General features: G+C 53.3%; 11 protein-coding genes. All 11 read left to right on the top strand.

Features of this window, described 5'->3' with window-relative positions; all coding sequences use genetic code 11:
• Positions 1–22: 22 nt before the first annotated feature.
• The 11 genes from LNV07_RS11505 to prsT all read left to right on the top strand — a co-directional run bounded on the left by LNV07_RS11505 (position 23) and on the right by prsT (position 15,468).
• The gene (locus LNV07_RS11505) at positions 23–1,492 is read left to right on the top strand and encodes a leucyl aminopeptidase (RefSeq protein WP_263571308.1); all 1,470 of its coding nucleotides are present in this window, start codon (positions 23–25) and stop codon (positions 1,490–1,492) included.
• A gap of 29 nt (positions 1,493–1,521) precedes the next feature.
• A complete protein-coding gene (locus tag LNV07_RS11510) occupies positions 1,522–1,953 on the top strand; it encodes a DNA polymerase III subunit chi (RefSeq protein ID WP_263571309.1) in 432 nt (143 codons plus the stop codon).
• A 56-nt stretch (positions 1,954–2,009) separates the two neighbouring features.
• Positions 2,010–2,348 (top strand): hypothetical protein, encoded by a 339-nt coding sequence (locus tag LNV07_RS11515; RefSeq protein WP_263571310.1) that lies wholly within the window; start codon positions 2,010–2,012, stop codon positions 2,346–2,348.
• A gap of 183 nt (positions 2,349–2,531) precedes the next feature.
• Entirely contained in the window at positions 2,532–3,680 is a 1,149-nt protein-coding gene (locus LNV07_RS11520; RefSeq protein ID WP_263571311.1) for a branched-chain amino acid ABC transporter substrate-binding protein, read from the top strand.
• 442 nt (positions 3,681–4,122) lie between these two features.
• Positions 4,123–5,574, top strand: a complete 1,452-nt coding sequence (locus LNV07_RS11525) for a TIGR03013 family XrtA/PEP-CTERM system glycosyltransferase (protein WP_263571312.1) — start codon at positions 4,123–4,125, stop codon at positions 5,572–5,574.
• An 80-nt stretch (positions 5,575–5,654) separates the two neighbouring features.
• Positions 5,655–7,754, top strand: coding sequence for an XrtA/PEP-CTERM system histidine kinase PrsK (gene prsK / locus LNV07_RS11530; RefSeq protein ID WP_263571313.1), 2,100 nt, complete (start codon positions 5,655–5,657; stop codon positions 7,752–7,754).
• 10 nt (positions 7,755–7,764) lie between these two features.
• Positions 7,765–9,171 (top strand): PEP-CTERM-box response regulator transcription factor, encoded by a 1,407-nt coding sequence (gene prsR / locus LNV07_RS11535; RefSeq protein WP_263571314.1) that lies wholly within the window; start codon positions 7,765–7,767, stop codon positions 9,169–9,171.
• Between the two features lie 113 nt (positions 9,172–9,284).
• Positions 9,285–10,574, top strand: coding sequence for a GNAT family N-acetyltransferase (locus tag LNV07_RS11540; RefSeq protein WP_263571315.1), 1,290 nt, complete (start codon positions 9,285–9,287; stop codon positions 10,572–10,574).
• Positions 10,571–11,353, top strand: coding sequence for a S1 family peptidase (locus LNV07_RS11545; protein ID WP_263571316.1), 783 nt, complete (start codon positions 10,571–10,573; stop codon positions 11,351–11,353). Before LNV07_RS11540 ends, LNV07_RS11545 begins: the two co-directional genes overlap by 4 nt.
• 74 nt (positions 11,354–11,427) lie before the next feature.
• Positions 11,428–12,630 carry a glycosyltransferase gene (locus LNV07_RS11550; protein ID WP_263571317.1) on the top strand — a complete coding sequence of 401 codons (1,203 nt, stop codon included), beginning with the start codon at positions 11,428–11,430 and terminating at the stop codon, positions 12,628–12,630.
• 81 nt (positions 12,631–12,711) lie between these two features.
• Positions 12,712–15,468: an XrtA/PEP-CTERM system TPR-repeat protein PrsT gene (gene prsT, locus LNV07_RS11555; protein WP_263571318.1), complete on the top strand. Its 2,757-nt coding sequence runs from the start codon at positions 12,712–12,714 to the stop codon at positions 15,466–15,468.
• Positions 15,469–15,606 lie beyond the last annotated feature (138 nt).

Below are 15,606 nucleotides of genomic sequence, written 5' to 3' on the forward strand. Positions count from 1 at the left end.
ACTTTATCTATTCGGCGACATTATGGACTTTCGTACACAGACTGCCTCCTTCGACGCACTGGCCGGCATCAATGCTGATGCCTTGATCTTGTTGATTGCCGGTGAGGATTTGCCCTCCGGCATGGACGCCGCAATGGCCGCGCTCACCAAGGATGCGCTGAAGTTGGGTGACTTTGAGCTCAAGGCCGGCAAGGCGATTGTTTTGCAGCGCCCGGCGGGTGTCAAAGCGCCTCGCTTGATTTTGGCGGCAGCCGGCAAGCCAACTTTGAAGGCCGCCCGCGCTGCGCTTCAGTTGGCTTTGGCTCAGTTGAAGGGGCGCGGTGCCGTGCATGCGGCGGTCGCCTTTGTCGGCTTTGATGCAATGACCGAGAGTCTGGCCGAGCAATTCGTGTTGGCGGCCAGTGATTCGGCCTATTTGTATCGTCATACCAAGCCAAGCGCGCCCGCTTCGGGCAAATTGGACAAGCTGACTTTAATCATTGACAAGGCCGATGCTGCGGCAGCCAAGGTGAGCAAGATTGGCCTTGCGCGCGGTCAGGCGATCGGTGCCGGCATTGAATTGGCGCGCGAATGCGCCAATCGCCCCGGCAACTACGCCACGCCGACCTTTCTCGGCGAGCAAGTCAAGGCCTTGGGGCGCACGCATGGACTGAAGGTCGAAGTGCTGGATCAGAAGGCGGTCGAGAAGCTCGGCATGGGCTCCTTCTTGTCGGTGGCGCAGGGTTCGGACGAGCCACTTCGCTTCATCGTCGCGCGCTATGAAGGCGCGGCCAAAACTCAGGCGCCGGTGGTGTTGGTCGGCAAGGGCATTACCTTTGATTCGGGCGGCATCTCCTTGAAACCAGGCGCCGAAATGGACGAAATGAAATTCGACATGGGCGGTGCGGCGAGTGTCATCGGCGCGCTCCGTGCCGTCGCGGAACTCAAGCCCAAGCTGAATCTGGTGGCCATCATCGCCGCTTGCGAAAACATGCCCAGTGGCCGCGCGCTCAAGCCGGGCGATGTGGTGACTTCGATGTCGGGTCAAACCATCGAGATCTTGAATACCGATGCGGAAGGGCGTTTGGTCTTGTGCGATGCGCTCACTTATGCCGAGCGCTTCAAGCCGGCGGTGGTGGTGGATGTGGCAACCCTGACCGGCGCATGCGTGATTGCGCTGGGCGGCGTGCGCAGCGGCATGTATGCGAGTGACGACGAGTTGGCGGCCTCGCTGTCGGCTGCCGGCGAGGCCGCTTTGGATCCTTGCTGGCGCATGCCTTTGGATGATGAGTACGAAGAAGGCCTGAAGAGCAACTTTGCCGACGTGGCCAACGTCGGCTCGCGCGCCGGCGGTTCAATCACGGCGGCCAAGTTCTTGCAGCGTTTTGCGGGCAAGTTCCGCTGGGGCCATTTGGACATCGCTGGCACCGCCTGGAAGGGCGGCGCGGCCAAGGGCGGCACCGGCCGTCCGGTGGGCTTGCTGACCCACTTTGTGCTCTCACAAGCACGCTGATCTGGCTGCTTGCGATCTCGGCTGAAACGATGACTCAGGTGAGTTTCTACACCGGCGTGCCCGATCGACTGGCCTATGTTTGCCGACTGCTGCGCAAGGCGCAACAGTCGGGAGCAAGGGTCGGCGTTTGCGGCCCGCCGGCTTCTTTGCGACGATTGGATGCTGCCTTATGGGTATTCGAGCCGGCCGAGTTCGTGCCCCATTTGAACTTGTCGGCGGCCGCTGCCGACCCCATGGTGGCGGCGGCAACACCCATCTTGTTGATCGAACATGCTCTGAACCTCGGCCACCGTGAAGTCTTGTTGAACTTGGGGCTGGAAATGCCGCAAGGGTTTGATCAGTTCCAGCGCCTGCTTGAGGTGGTTTCCCAAGACGCTGAGCAGGTCCAAGCCGGGCGCCGACGCTATCGGCTCTATGAGGAACTTGGGATCAGCGTAAACCATCACAAGGTGTCTGCTTGACGCCCCCGCTGGCTCGCTTGGTTCCGACTCTGACCGAGGTGCTCGATGAAGCCGCCTTGCAGTTGCTTGAGCGACCCAAGGGTGAGGATCCGAAGCTTGAAGTTTTGGCCGAGGCTGATGTGGCCGATATGGTTGATTTGGCGGATGTCGCCGAAGCGACGGACTTGACCCTCAATGCAGCTTGCCAGAGCTTGTTGTCGGAGCTTGCGTCCCCAGTCGAAGCCGACATTGGGATTGACGGGCCGGTCAGATTAGAGCCGGACGATCGACTTAGGATGGAACTCCTCAACGCTGTTGATGCGGCCATCGATGATTTTCGTATTCAACTGCTCGCGCGGATCGAATCGGCGCTGAACAAGCCCTTGTACAAACCCATGGTCAAGCGGTCAGAGTGAACTTGAAATCACGGCAAAGCGGGTCAGTCTTTTTGCTCTGATGACAACAAGCCACAACGGACGCAGGAAGTCTTTGGTTTCCCATGGTTTCCCCATATAGGTTGACGCAGATTTTGGGGTATGTTCTGCGGGTTGAGAATTCAACAGCAAAAAGCTCTTCTTCTTCCTATCCGGAGGTAATTCATGCAAGTCAAGTTGAATGTTGTTGTGGGCGCTGTGGCGCTGCTGCTGAGCGGTACCGCTATGTCGCAAGACGTGCTCGTCGTAAAGATTGGCCACGTGGGCCCTACCAGTGGCGCCATCGCCCACTTGGGCAAGGACAATGAGTTAGGTGCTCGTATGGCGATTGCCGAACTGAATGCCAAAGGCATGACGATCGGTGGCAAAAAGGCCAAATTTGAATTGCTGGCTGAAGACGACGCCGGAGATCCAAAGCAAGGTACGGCAGCCGCTCAAAAGCTGGTTGACTCCAAAGTCAACGGCGTGATCGGTCACCTGAACTCAGGTACTTCGATCCCTGCGTCCAAGGTCTATAGCGATGCGGGCATTCCGCAGATTTCGCCATCGGCCACTAACCCTAAGTTCACCCGCAATGGTTATAAGACCACGTTCCGCGTGGTGGCAGATGACGTCCATTTGGGCGGCACGCTCGGCCGTTACTCGGTCAAGGAACTGAAGGGCCAGTCGATCGCCGTCATCGATGACCGCACGGCCTATGGTCAAGGTGTGGCTGACGAGTTCGAAAAAGGCGTCAAGGCTGCCGGCGGCAAGATTGCCGGCCGTGAATTCACCAACGACAAGGCAACCGATTTCACCGCCATCCTGACCTCCTTGAAGGCCAAGAAGCCTGATGTAATCTTCTTTGGCGGCATGGATGCCGTGGCCGGCCCGATGTTGCGTCAGATGAAGCAATTGGGCATTGAAGCCAAGTTCGTCGGTGGCGACGGCATCTGCTCGGGTGAGTTGCCGAAGTTGTCGGCAGGCACGATGGGTGACAACCAAGTCTATTGCGCCGAAGCCGGTGGTGTTGAAGAAGGCGAAGGCCGCAAGGTCTCGGATGCCTTCAAGGCCAAGTTCAAGGAGCAGTACAAGGTCGATGTGCAGATCTACGCGCCTTATGTGTATGACGCTGTCAACGTGATGGCTGCAGCCATGAAGAAGGCTGAGTCGTCTGATCCGGCCAAATATTTGCCGGTGTTGGCAAAGACCGAAGGCTACAAGGGCGTGACGGGTACTATTACCTTTGACCCCAAGGGTGACATCAAGAATGGTGCTTTGACAATGTACACATACAAGGGTGGTGAAAAATCACAGATCGCTGTGGTGCGTTAAGCACATAGGGCATCGCTTCGATCCGAAGCCTTTAGTCGAAGTTCCCCAAAAGCCCGCTCTAGCGGGCTTTTTTTTGCCACCTTGGTATTGCCTGGGTCGATTTGTTCGCCGTTTTCGCATGGAGCGGTCTTCGCGCAACCTCATTCAGTCATTCCCAGCGTGGAATACGCACGATAGCCAGGGACTAGCATCTGAAACATAGGCCAAACCTGAGCTCTACTCTTGGCTTGAATCATGGCTCAAGCGCTAAATAGCTCGGTGTTTAGGTCATGACTCTGACTTTTACACTTCGGCCCCCCCTTCAAATGGGGGGCTTTCAAGACGCTCTTGTGCAGGCATCATGTGCCCGCGATCGAGATGCGTTTGGATATGTTGGTGCGAGTCCTGAATTGAGCTCGGTTTTCGTAACAGGTGTTGCGACTCAGTTGCTCAATCTAGGAAGGTGCGGGGGGGGGCTTCTAGTCAGCCGCCGATCGGGCAGTGCATTGAATCTTTGGGATCGGGGAATGAAATGGTACGAATCTTTAGCCACTACTTGCATAGACAGACATTGCTTCACGTCTTGTTCGACCTTGGGTTGATCCTGTTTGCCGTGGTTGCCGTCGTGCTGAGTCAAGGTGATTCGGCTTCGTCGGTTATTCCCTTTGTGGCGTCACATGGTCTTTCGCTCGCCGGCTGCATGTTCGTCATCAATTCGGCCAGTGGCCTCTACCAGCATGTGCACAATCGGTCCATCACCGAGTCTTGTGCCCGTGCTTTGCTGGGTTTGATGTTTGGCTTGCCCTTGGCATATGCTATTTTCAGTTTGTTGCCGCTGGCGACGGGTCATCGTGAATTGGTCACCATGGCCGCTATGGCTGCTGTGGCTGCGGTGATGGTGCATCGGGTCTATGCGGCTCATTCCGGCGCCCAGTCTCGGCTGCGTACGCGCATTCTGATTTTTGGCTCCGGTGCTGTTGCCCGCACGGTTGGTCAAACCTTGAAAGAAGCGGATCCACACGCGCAGATCGTTGGCTATTTGGCTGGCCCCAATGAAGAGAATCCAGAGGTGCCATTGGCCGAGATGATCGACTCACGTGGATCTTTGACCGAAACGGCTCGCAGCCTTGGCGTCGATGAAATCGTGGTGGCCTTGTCCGAGCGGCGTGGTGGTTCGATGCCGTTGCGGCAACTGCTTGACTGCAAGCTTTATGGCATTCGAGTGGTGGACATTGCAACCCACTTCGAGAAGACCTTGGCTCAGATCAAGATTAGCCATGTCAATGCGGGTTGGCTGATCTTCGGTGACGGGTTCAATCAAGGCAGCATTCGCACTGCGATCAAGCGGGTGTTTGACATTGTGTTCTCGGCAGCTATTTTTATAGTCTCGCTGCCTATCATGGTCGTTGCCGCAATCATGATCAAGATGGAGTCCGCCGGTCCGGTGTTCTACCGGCAAGAGCGTGTGGGCTTGAACGGCAAAACTTTCAAGGTCATCAAATTTCGCAGCATGCGAACCGATGCTGAAAAAGACGGCAAGCCACGTTGGGCGACCGTCAATGATGACCGGATCACGCGCGTGGGCCGTTTCATTCGCAAGGTCCGCATCGATGAATTGCCCCAGTTACTGAATGTGTTGGTTGGCGATATGAGCTTGGTTGGGCCGAGGCCAGAGCGGCAGTACTTTGTCGATGACCTGGTCAGCAAGATCCCCTATTTCGCCGTTCGTCACAGCGTCAAGCCGGGTGTCACGGGCTGGGCGCAGGTCCGCTGCGAGTACGGATCAACGGTCGAAGAATCGATTGAGAAGCTGCAATACGATCTGTATTACGTCAAAAACAATTCGCTCTTTCTTGATATGTTGATCATGTTCGAGACGGTGGCCGTGGTTTTGACGGGCAAGGGCGCGCGCTGAAATAGCAAGCTCAATTGAACATATAAAAAATCGGCGTTATTGCCGATTTTTTGTTTTGCGCGACCGTGGTTCAATGCGCGATGAACTTTGGTGTATTGAAACTGAATTTGTTGGGTGATGGCTTGGCGGCGCTGGCCTATATGGCGTTCGCACTCTATTTCGCGTCGCGCGTGTGGTTGCGCCGCACGTCGCCCGCCAACTTACTCTCCTTTGTATTCTTGGCCGCCTTGGTCGGCAGTGCTTTGTGGGCCAGCTTCAGCGCGGCGGCAAAGTTGCATTTGTGGCCGGTGGCGGCCGACTGGTTGATCCCGGCGGCTGATTGGTTGCGTTATGCCTGCTGGTTCTGGTTTGTATTGTTGCTGTTGCAGCCCAAGCAGGACCAGGGCAGCGCATGGCGGCCGCCTCGTTTTGCCGATCTGGCCTACGCATCACTCGCCGGCTCCTTGCTGATGCTGGTGCTGCGTGAATTCAATAGCGATTTGAGCGTGAACCTGGCGCGAGCATCGGCCTTCACGGCACTCGGGCTCGCGGTCGTCGGTTTGATATTGGTGGAGCAATTGCTGCGTAATTCCTCGGGCGATTCGCGCTGGAATGCCAAGCCGGTGTGCCTCGGGCTTGCCGCTATCTTCGCCTTTGACGTCTTTGTCTACTCACAAGCGGCTTTGTTTCACGAGTTCGACGGAGACGCCTTGAGCGTGCGAACGCTGGCCCATTGCGCGGCCTTGCCCTTGCTGTTTTTGGCCTCCCGGCGCCATACCGATTGGCTGGAGAAGTTGCATGTCTCACGCACGGCGGTTTTCCACTCGGCCACTTTGATGCTGGTGGGCTTGTACCTGCTGCTGATATCCGCTTTGGGTTATTACGTCCGCTATACCGGCGGGGAATGGGGTAGGGCGCTTCAAATGGCGCTGGTGTTCGTGGCGTTGATAGGTTTGGCCCTGCTGGTGTTTTCGGGCTCTATCCGGTCGCAGTTGAAGGTCTATATCGGCAAGAACTTCTTCAGCTATCGCTATGACTACCGGGAGGAGTGGCTGCGCTTCACCGCGACCTTGTCATCCGGCGCATCGCCCCAGTTGATGGGGGAAACAGTGGTCCGGTCCTTGGCCAACCTGGTCGAGAGCCCGGCGGGAGCGCTGTGGCTGCAACAAGGGAGCAGCGGCGAGTTTTCCCAGGCAGCGCGCTGGAACGCCCCTCCCTTCGGCGGCGTGGAAGCGATGGCGGCAGGTTTTTGCAATTTCTTGCAGGAGCGGACCTGGATCATCGATCTAGACCAAGTGCGGCAGGGTGCATCCGACTACAAGGGTTTCGCCGCCCCCGCGTGGCTGCTTGAAGACAAACGTTATTGCTGGCTTATTCCGCTTATGGTGGGGGATAGCATCCTGGGTTTCGTATTGCTGGGCCGGCCCAGGGCCGATATTGAACTCGACTGGGAAGTGCGCGATCTATTGAAAACGGCCAGCAGTCAGGCCTCCGGCTACCTCGCTCAGATGCAGGCGGCCGAGGCTCTTTTGGAGGCTAAAAAGTTCGAGGCCTTCAACCGTATGTCGGCTTTTGTTGTACACGATCTGAAGAATATCGTCACTCAACTCTCGCTGATGATGAAGAACGCAAAGCGGCTCAAAGATAACCCCGAATTCCAGCAGGATATGCTGGATACTGTGGAGAATTCTTTGGAGAAAATGCGCCAGCTGATGCTGCAGTTGCGCGATGGAGAGAAACCTCACGGCATGTCTAGCGGCGTTGATCTTGAGGTCATTGCCAAACGGCTCGCCACTGCAGCCATCAGCAAGGGGCGTCAGCTTGATCTGCGGCTGAGTTCACCGCTCAGCACCAGGGGGCATGATGAGCGCATCGAGCGGGTTATCGGGCATGTTGTGCAAAATGCCTTTGATGCGTCGGAGGCCGACAGCGCGGTGGTGCTGAGTTTGGAGCGGGTCGGCAGTCATGCACAGGTTGAGGTTGCCGACAGCGGTTGCGGGATGAGCGAGGAGTTTATTCAACAGCGTTTGTTCAAACCGTTTCAAACGACCAAGGCGAGCGGGATGGGGATTGGGGCTTATGAGAGCTACCAATATTTACAGGAACTCGGGGGCAAGATCACTGTTGACAGCAAGCCGGATAGAGGCACAACGGTCAGGATTCTGTTGCCCTTGTTCCACGCCACAGACGGATTACGGTAGCGAATATTGAATGAGCAGTAGTAGTAGCAATACCAACAACAATAGTGGCAGCAGCGGCCTGGAGCGTCAGCAACCCTTGCTGATAGTTGAGGACGACCTGGCCCTGCAAAAGCAGTTGAAATGGTCGCTGGATCGCTTTGAGTCGGTTGTGGCCGACGATGTCGCCAGCGCTGTCTTGCAGTTTCGTCGCCACAGCCCGGCGGTAGTCACCATGGACTTGGGGCTGCCGCCCGATCAGGATTCGGTGACCGAGGGTTTCAAATGCCTGGAGAAGTTGCTTGAGCTTGATCCTGGCGTGAAGGTCATCGTATTGACCGGGCAGAACGATCAAGACAATGCCTTGCGGGCCATCCGCATGGGCGCTTACGATTTTTTGGCCAAGCCGGTTGATCCGGATGTGTTGAGCTTGTCCGTTGAGCGCGCCTACCGTCTATACGAGCTGCAAAAAGAAAATCAACGGCTGCAAAACCTGCACCGAAGCGATGCGTTGGGCGGTTTGATCACACGCGATGCCGGCATGTTGAAAATCTGCCGAACCATCGAGAAGGTGGCACCCAGCGACGCGACTGTGCTGTTACTTGGCGAGAGTGGCACCGGCAAGGAGGTGCTGGCGCAAGGGCTGCATGAAGCGTCAAAGCGCAAAGGGCGTTTTGTGGCGATCAACTGCGCGGCCATTCCCGAGAACTTGCTGGAAAGCGAGTTGTTCGGCTATGAAAAAGGTGCTTTCACCGGCGCCAGCAAAACCACCCTCGGAAAAATCGAAACGGCCAATGGCGGCACCTTGATGCTGGACGAAATTGGCGACCTTCCTATGAGTTTGCAGGCCAAGCTCTTGCGATTCTTGCAAGAGCGCACGATCGAGCGCGTAGGCGGCAGGCAAGAAATCCCGATTGATGTGCGGATCGTCGGGGCGACACATCAAGATCTAAAAGGTCAGATCAGTGAAGGCCGGTTTCGGGAGGATTTGTATTACCGATTGGCGGAGATTGTTGTGGATATCCCGCCATTGCGCGAGCGCACCGGAGATGCAGTGCTTTTGGCGCATGCTTTTTTGCGGCGCTACGCGGGCGAACAACGTCGCTCCGTTTTCACCCTGGCAACTGATGCCTTGCACGCGATTGAGGCTCATTCTTGGCCAGGCAATGTGCGTGAGTTACAGAACTTGCTCAAGCGGGCCTGCATCATGGCCGATGGTGAGCGTGTGAGCGCGGCAGATTTGGGCTTGAGGGTCAATGCCGAAAAGGTTGATGAGGAAGCGAATTCACTGGATTTACGTTTGGTGCGAGAACAGGCGGAGCGACTGGCTGTGGTGACTGCATTGGCCCGCGTCGATGGCAGTATTGCCAAGGCGGCAGATTTGTTGGGAGTTAGTCGCCCGACCCTCTATGATTTGCTCGAAAAACTTAAAATTAAGTAGTGTAAAAAACTGCATTCGTTTGTGTTTTGAAATTTTTCTGAATGCTGTGATGAACTTGTGGCCGCATTTTCAAAAAAACAGATGGGTTCAGTTTTATAAGAGGCGGTGGTGAAATGAGTGAAATTAAAAGGCGTAGTTTTAAAAAATTAATTCACCAATATACACGTTTGTTGTTCGGAAAGCTGCCGACGGATTTTAGATATCCACTGTATCGCCGGATGGTGGATTTCGATCCGGTTCCGGATATGCGGCTGGAATTGAAGATCGCCGAAACTAAAGAAGAATTGACTGGTTGTTTCCGAATTCTGCATGATGCCTATGTTTCCAGCGGCTTTATGCAACCTCATCCTTCGGGGATGAGGATAACAAAATATCATGCGCTGCCCACGACAACAACCATTTGTGCGAAATACGATGGGAAGATCGTGGGCACGATTTCAATGATTAGAGAGGGTGTTTTTGGATTTCCATTGCAGTCCGTTTTTGATTTGGCAAAAGTTAGGGCCAAGGGCGGGCGGATTGCAGAAATATCTGCGTTGGCGGTTCATCCGGATTTTCGGAAAACCGGTGGTGCCATATTTTTCCCCTTGATGAAGTTCATGCGAGAATATTGCGTTAATTTCTTTGAAACGCGACATCTGGTTATTGCGGTTAATCCGAATAAGATTGAATTTTACGAATCTATATTGTATTTTACGAGGTTGCAGGAGTCTGCGGTTGAGGAATACGATTTTGCCAATGGCGCTCCTGCGGTGGGTGCTACTTTGGATTTGAGGGAGTTGCCCGGATTCCTTCTGCAAGGTTTTAAGGGGCGGCCAAAAAGAAAAAATCTTTATGCTTACTTCTATGAAATAGTATTTAAAAACATAAAATGGCCTGAAAGAAAATATCACATCACCAATGATCCGGTCATGACGCCGGAGTTGTTGGATTATTTTTTCAATACTGAATCATCCGTTTTTAATGATTTGGATGATAGAAATAAAACGCTGTTGTGGTCGATTTATGATTTGGCGGAGTATCGGGGAATATTGCCGATGCTAAAAGGCTCGGTTGACCACGGGCATCCTTTGCGTAAGCACCAACGGTATTCGATTCGCTGCCCGGGAAGCTTGACTATCACGGTGGCCGGCGAGAAAAGAAACTTCGTTATTGAAGTCATTGAAATTTCAATATCGGGCTTCCAGGCGGAGTGTAAATTGCAGTTGCCCTTGGAGATTGACGGTATTGCCGAAATTGATCTGGGTTTACTGGAGCGTTCGACCGTCAAGGTCAGGTCTGTTCGAGTTCGGGAATCAGAGGCCGGTACTTTTTATGGCTTCAAGGTGAATGATTCCGATAGTACTTGGCGACAATGCGTCGCTTCCTTGGAAGTTGGTATCACGACCGGGGATCTCAGGTGAGAAAACACCGCGGGTTAGAATTTCTTGGTTTTGTGGTGTTTGGCTGCTTGTTGGCGTTGATAACCGCACAAGTGCGGGCGGCCAATTTCGAAAATATACCCGAGCTGATTCGCAGGGTTAAGCCATCGGTGGTGTTGGTGGGAACTTACGGCGAATTGGACAGTCCGCGCTTTACTTTCCGTGGCACGGGTTTTGCGGTCGCCGATGGCAGGCGAATTGTTACCAATGCGCATGTTATTCCGGATACGGACAGTAGCGGAGCGAGAGTTCTGGTTATCCGTATCAAAGGTGAATCGGGTGATTGGGTCAGCCGCAAAGTTGAGCATGTAAGTCTTGATAGGCCTAGTGATTTGGCTGTGATGGATATTGCGGGTGCGCCCTTGAATCCTCTGCCTTTGAAAGCGGTGGTTGTTCCTGAGGGGACGGCGGTTGTGTTCATGGGTTTTCCCATTGCCGGCGCTTTGGGGTTTTCTCATGTTGCGCACCGTGCGATGGTTTCTGCGCTGACGCCGGTGGCCTTGCCGGCCCCGACGGGCAGCAGCTTGAATGCCAGAAATATTTCACAAATACGTTCCGGTACATTCAATATCATGCAATTGGATGGCACGGCCTATCCAGGCAATAGTGGTGGGCCGGTATTTGACATCGAGACCGGCGAGGTGGTTGGCGTTATAAATATGGTGTTGTTAAAGGGCACGAAGGAGTCGGTGTTGAGCCACCCATCGGGTATCAGCTACGCGATCCCCGCTGCTGCCGTGATTCGACTGCTTGGGCCTTGAATTCGCTTGCCTGCGGCACAGAACTTGTGCGGTACCCGAGCCAAGTTTTGAAAAATTGTTTTGAGTAGAATTTAGTGAAAAAAATACTTTTTGTCGCAGAAGCTGTTTCGCTCGCGCATGTGGCTCGGCCAAGTATTTTGGCCCGGTCGCTCGACCGGGAAAAATACGAAGTTGTTTTCGCCAGTAACGAGCAGTTCAAGATATGCACCGAAAACTCCGACTGGCAAACTTATCCGGTGGAGAGTATCTCGCCGGAGCTTTTTATGCAGCGATTGGCGAAAGGTCAACCGGTTTATACGGAGCATGAGTTGGCGGCCTATGTGGCGGCGGACATCAGAATGTTGGAAGCGGTTCGGCCGGATGCCGTCGTGGGGGATTTCAGGCTCTCCTTGGCAATTGCCGCGCGCCTGCTGAAGGTTCCTTTGTTCATCATTTGCAACGCCTATTGGAGTGCGTTTGCGGCGGACCAGCGTATGCATGCGCCGGACCTGCCGGCGGCAAAAATTATTGGCTTTCCCATTTTTGATCGAGTGTTCCGCTTGGTTTGGCCGTTCGCGAGTCGGCTCCACTGCATCCCCATTAACCGGGTGCGGAAGAAATATGGCTTCAAACCTTATCGCTCGATACGCGAGTATTACGGGGATGGGGATGTGGTGATGTATTCGGATACGCCGGGCTTGGTGCCTGCGACGGCCAATCTTCCGCCGACGCATCATTACATCGGGCCAATCGTTTGGTCGCCGTCAATGGCGCTGCCGGCTTGGTGGGCCGAGGCCATGGCGATTGAGCGGCCGAGAGCCTATATCACCTTGGGTTCAACCGGGAGTGTTGATCTTTTACCCGAAATCGTGGCGGCCTGCCTGGAGGAGGGGTTGCTTTGCCTGGTGGCCACGGCCGGCAGGGGGCAATATACCAGCGATTCACCCTGGGTATTCACGGCGCCATTTTTGCCCGGCGACTTGGCCGCTGCGGCGGCTAGTCTGGTCATTTGCAATGGTGGCAGCCCGACGACACATCAAGCGCTGCAACAAGGGGTGCCGGTTCTCGGTATTTGCTCCAACCTTGATCAGGTGATGAATATGAGTGGAATTAAGCGGAGCGGTGCGGGTATTGGCATGCGGGCGGGGGAGTTCTCGCGATCTGGAGCTAGAAAGGTAATTTCGATTCTCCAAGGTGGGAGCTATTTTAAATTTAAAACTTCAGCACTGGCACTCGATTTCAATTTGCTAAACTCCGCTCAACAGTTTACTCAATTGCTTGCCAGGTATACCGCTTAGGTGATTGAAGTGAAAAGATTTTGGGGCCTTTTCAAGAAAACCCTAGGCCCATTTAAATGTTAAAAATACAAGGACTGTAACGTGCGAAATTTTTTTCTTGTTGTCGCTATTTTTCTTTCGGCATGTACCGGGGCAAGTGAGCAGGAGTTGATTGCTTCAGCTAGAAAGAGCTACGGTCAAGAAAAATATTCTGAAGCGGTTATTAAAACCAAAAACGTACTTCAAACAAACAAAAATTCTGCAGAGGCACGCTATTTGTTGGGCGCCTCTCTGTACGCAACCGGAGATTTAATTTCAGCGGAGATTGAATTGCGCAAGGCTATGGATTTGGCTCACCCTGACAGCGAGGTTGTTCCGGCGCTTGCCAAAGCTATGTTTGATATGCGCAATTTTAGACGTTTGACCGATGAATTTGGGAGTCTTCAACTTGCTGATGCTTTGGCCGCGAATAATTTGAAATCAACGTTGGCGATGGCTTACGCAGCACAGAACGACAATGTACGGGCCAATGACTTAATTGAGTCAATATTGCTTAAGACACCTGATTTTATTCCTGCGCTATTGGTGAAGGCCAGAATTTTGGCGGGGGAGGAGAAATTCGAAGAATCCGAGCATTTGATTGATTCGATATTGCTGAAAAATCCTGGTGATGCGGATGCGATGTTGATCAAGGCCGAAATAAGCCCTTACTTATCTAAAGACATAAGTATTTCAGAGGCGTTATACCGGGATGTTCTTAAGTTAAGAAAAAATGATATGACGGCGAACGATGCTTTAATGGCTATTTACTTTAGTCAAAATAACATTGTGGCTGCAAAGAAACATTTTTCGGATTTGATGAAGGTCGCACCCAATAGGTTCCAGACGAAATTTTATTCGGCTCAATTTGCATTTATTGAAGAGAATTACAAGAGTGCCAGGGAACAAATTTCGGCGTTATTAAGAATTTGGCCAGATAGCACGAAATTATTGCAGTTTGCCGGTGCAGTAGAAATGAAACTTGGCTCATTGTCAGAAGCAGAAGCACATTTTTTAAAAGCGCTTAGCTTGAACCCTGATTCGCCCAGCGTGCGCAGGACTTTGGCTCAGGTGTATCTTCGTTCGGGTCGAGCTTCGAAGTCGCTTGATGTCTTGAAGCCATTGCTTGCTCAATCCCCGGTTGCCGCCGAAACGATGTCGCTGGCGGCAGAAGCCTATGTTCAGCAAGGCGATCAAATCAGGGCGGAAGAATTTTTCCAGCAGGCAAACATGACCAAGCCTGGGGACGTAAAGATCATGACGGCCCTTGCGATGACGCGCTTGGGCGGGAAAAAAGAGAGCTTAGGTTTTGAGGACTTGAGTTCGATCGCCGCGAGCGACAAGGGTGAATTCGCGGATTTGGCTCTGATTAATGCCAGACTTGGGCGGAAAGAATGGGCGCTTGCGCTGGAGGCAATTGGTAATTATGAGCGAAAAATGCCGGACCGCCCGACGCCGCCTGCATTGCGTGGCAAGGTTCAGGAACGACAAGGTGACCTGGGTGCGGCGCGCAAGAGTTTCGAGCTCGCGCTGACTAAAGACAAATATTATTATCCTGCCATTGCGGCGCTGACTGACATGGAGTTGCGGGGCGGAGAACTCAAACATGCGGTTGAACGACTGGAAAGATTTACCAACGCCAATCCAAAGCATGTCATGGCGTTATTGTCATTGGCAAACCTAAAGAAACTACAGGGGGCTTCGGATGATGTTGTGACCGCAGTACTCAATGACGCTGTGCGTGGTAATCCATCGGACCCAGTTGCCAGAGTGGCCTTGATTTCAAATCTGAGAATGAAAAATGATTTCAAAGGCGCGTTAGCTGCTGCTCAGGCCGGTGTAGTAGCGGTGCCCGATAGCTTGGAACTTTTGGATACTTTGGGCTTTGCGCAAATGAATATGTCTGAGTGGAATCAGTCCTTGAGTACCTTCAAGAAGCTGGCAAGTTTGCAGCCGCAGTCTGTAAAACCGTATCTCCGCATGGCTGACGTGTATTCGGCGATGAAGGAAAACGATTCAGTCAAGAAAGTTTTGAAGAGCGCTCTGGAGGTTGATCCTAAAAATTTGGATGCAAGAATTGGATTGATTACGGTGGCAATGAGGGAAAACCAGCCGGCTGATGCGCTCCAAAGCGCTAGAGAGGTCCAGCGGCAGTTGCCCGGTGAAGCTATTGGTTTCTTGCTGGAGGGTGATATTTTTGTTGTGCAGAAAAAATACTCTGAAGCAATTGCAATCTACAAGGTTGGATTGAAGAAAAGTAATACTTCCCGCTTACCTAAGGCCTTGGTCGAAGCGTACGGGCAGGCAAATCGCATTGAGGATCAACAGAGCTTTGTGCTTGGATGGGTCAATGATCATCCGAAAGATCTGGCATTCTTGATCTTTGCTGGTGACCAAGCACTGATGCGAGGGGGGTTTTCTGAGGCGGAAGGGCTTTATCGCAAAGCTCTGGCCATAGACGCCAAAAATTTTCAGGTGATGAATAATATTGCGTGGTTAATGCTGCAACAAAAAAAGGGGGGGGCGGCCGCTATGGCGGCAACAGCCGTGGCTTTGGCTCCGAAGCATTCGGCCAGTTTGGATACCTATGCATTGGCTTTGCTTGATGAGCGCAAATATAAAGAAGCCTTAGCGGCTGAAAACTCGGCGATTGCACTGTCTCCAAATATCCCGGAATATCGATTGAATTTGGCAAAAATTTACATGGCCATGAATGATAAGAAGAAGGCTGTTGTCGAGCTTGAGAAGTTGAAGAGTTTGGGTGATCGGTATGGCAATCAGGCAGAGGTGGCGGGGCTTTTGCGTGTGGCCACCCAATAGTCGGTCGATCTTGTTGAAATTTCTGCTTAGCGCGAGCAGTTCGGCAATGCCGCTTGAGCGCAGCCTTGATCACCTCATCTGGCTGGATAGGGCGAGGGCGGGTTCTCGCTCGTTAGGGGTAAATGCGTAACCAAGGGC

This window comes from Roseateles oligotrophus, from assembly GCF_025717515.1.
GTDB classification, from domain to species: domain Bacteria; phylum Pseudomonadota; class Gammaproteobacteria; order Burkholderiales; family Burkholderiaceae_C; genus Paucibacter_A; species Paucibacter_A oligotrophus.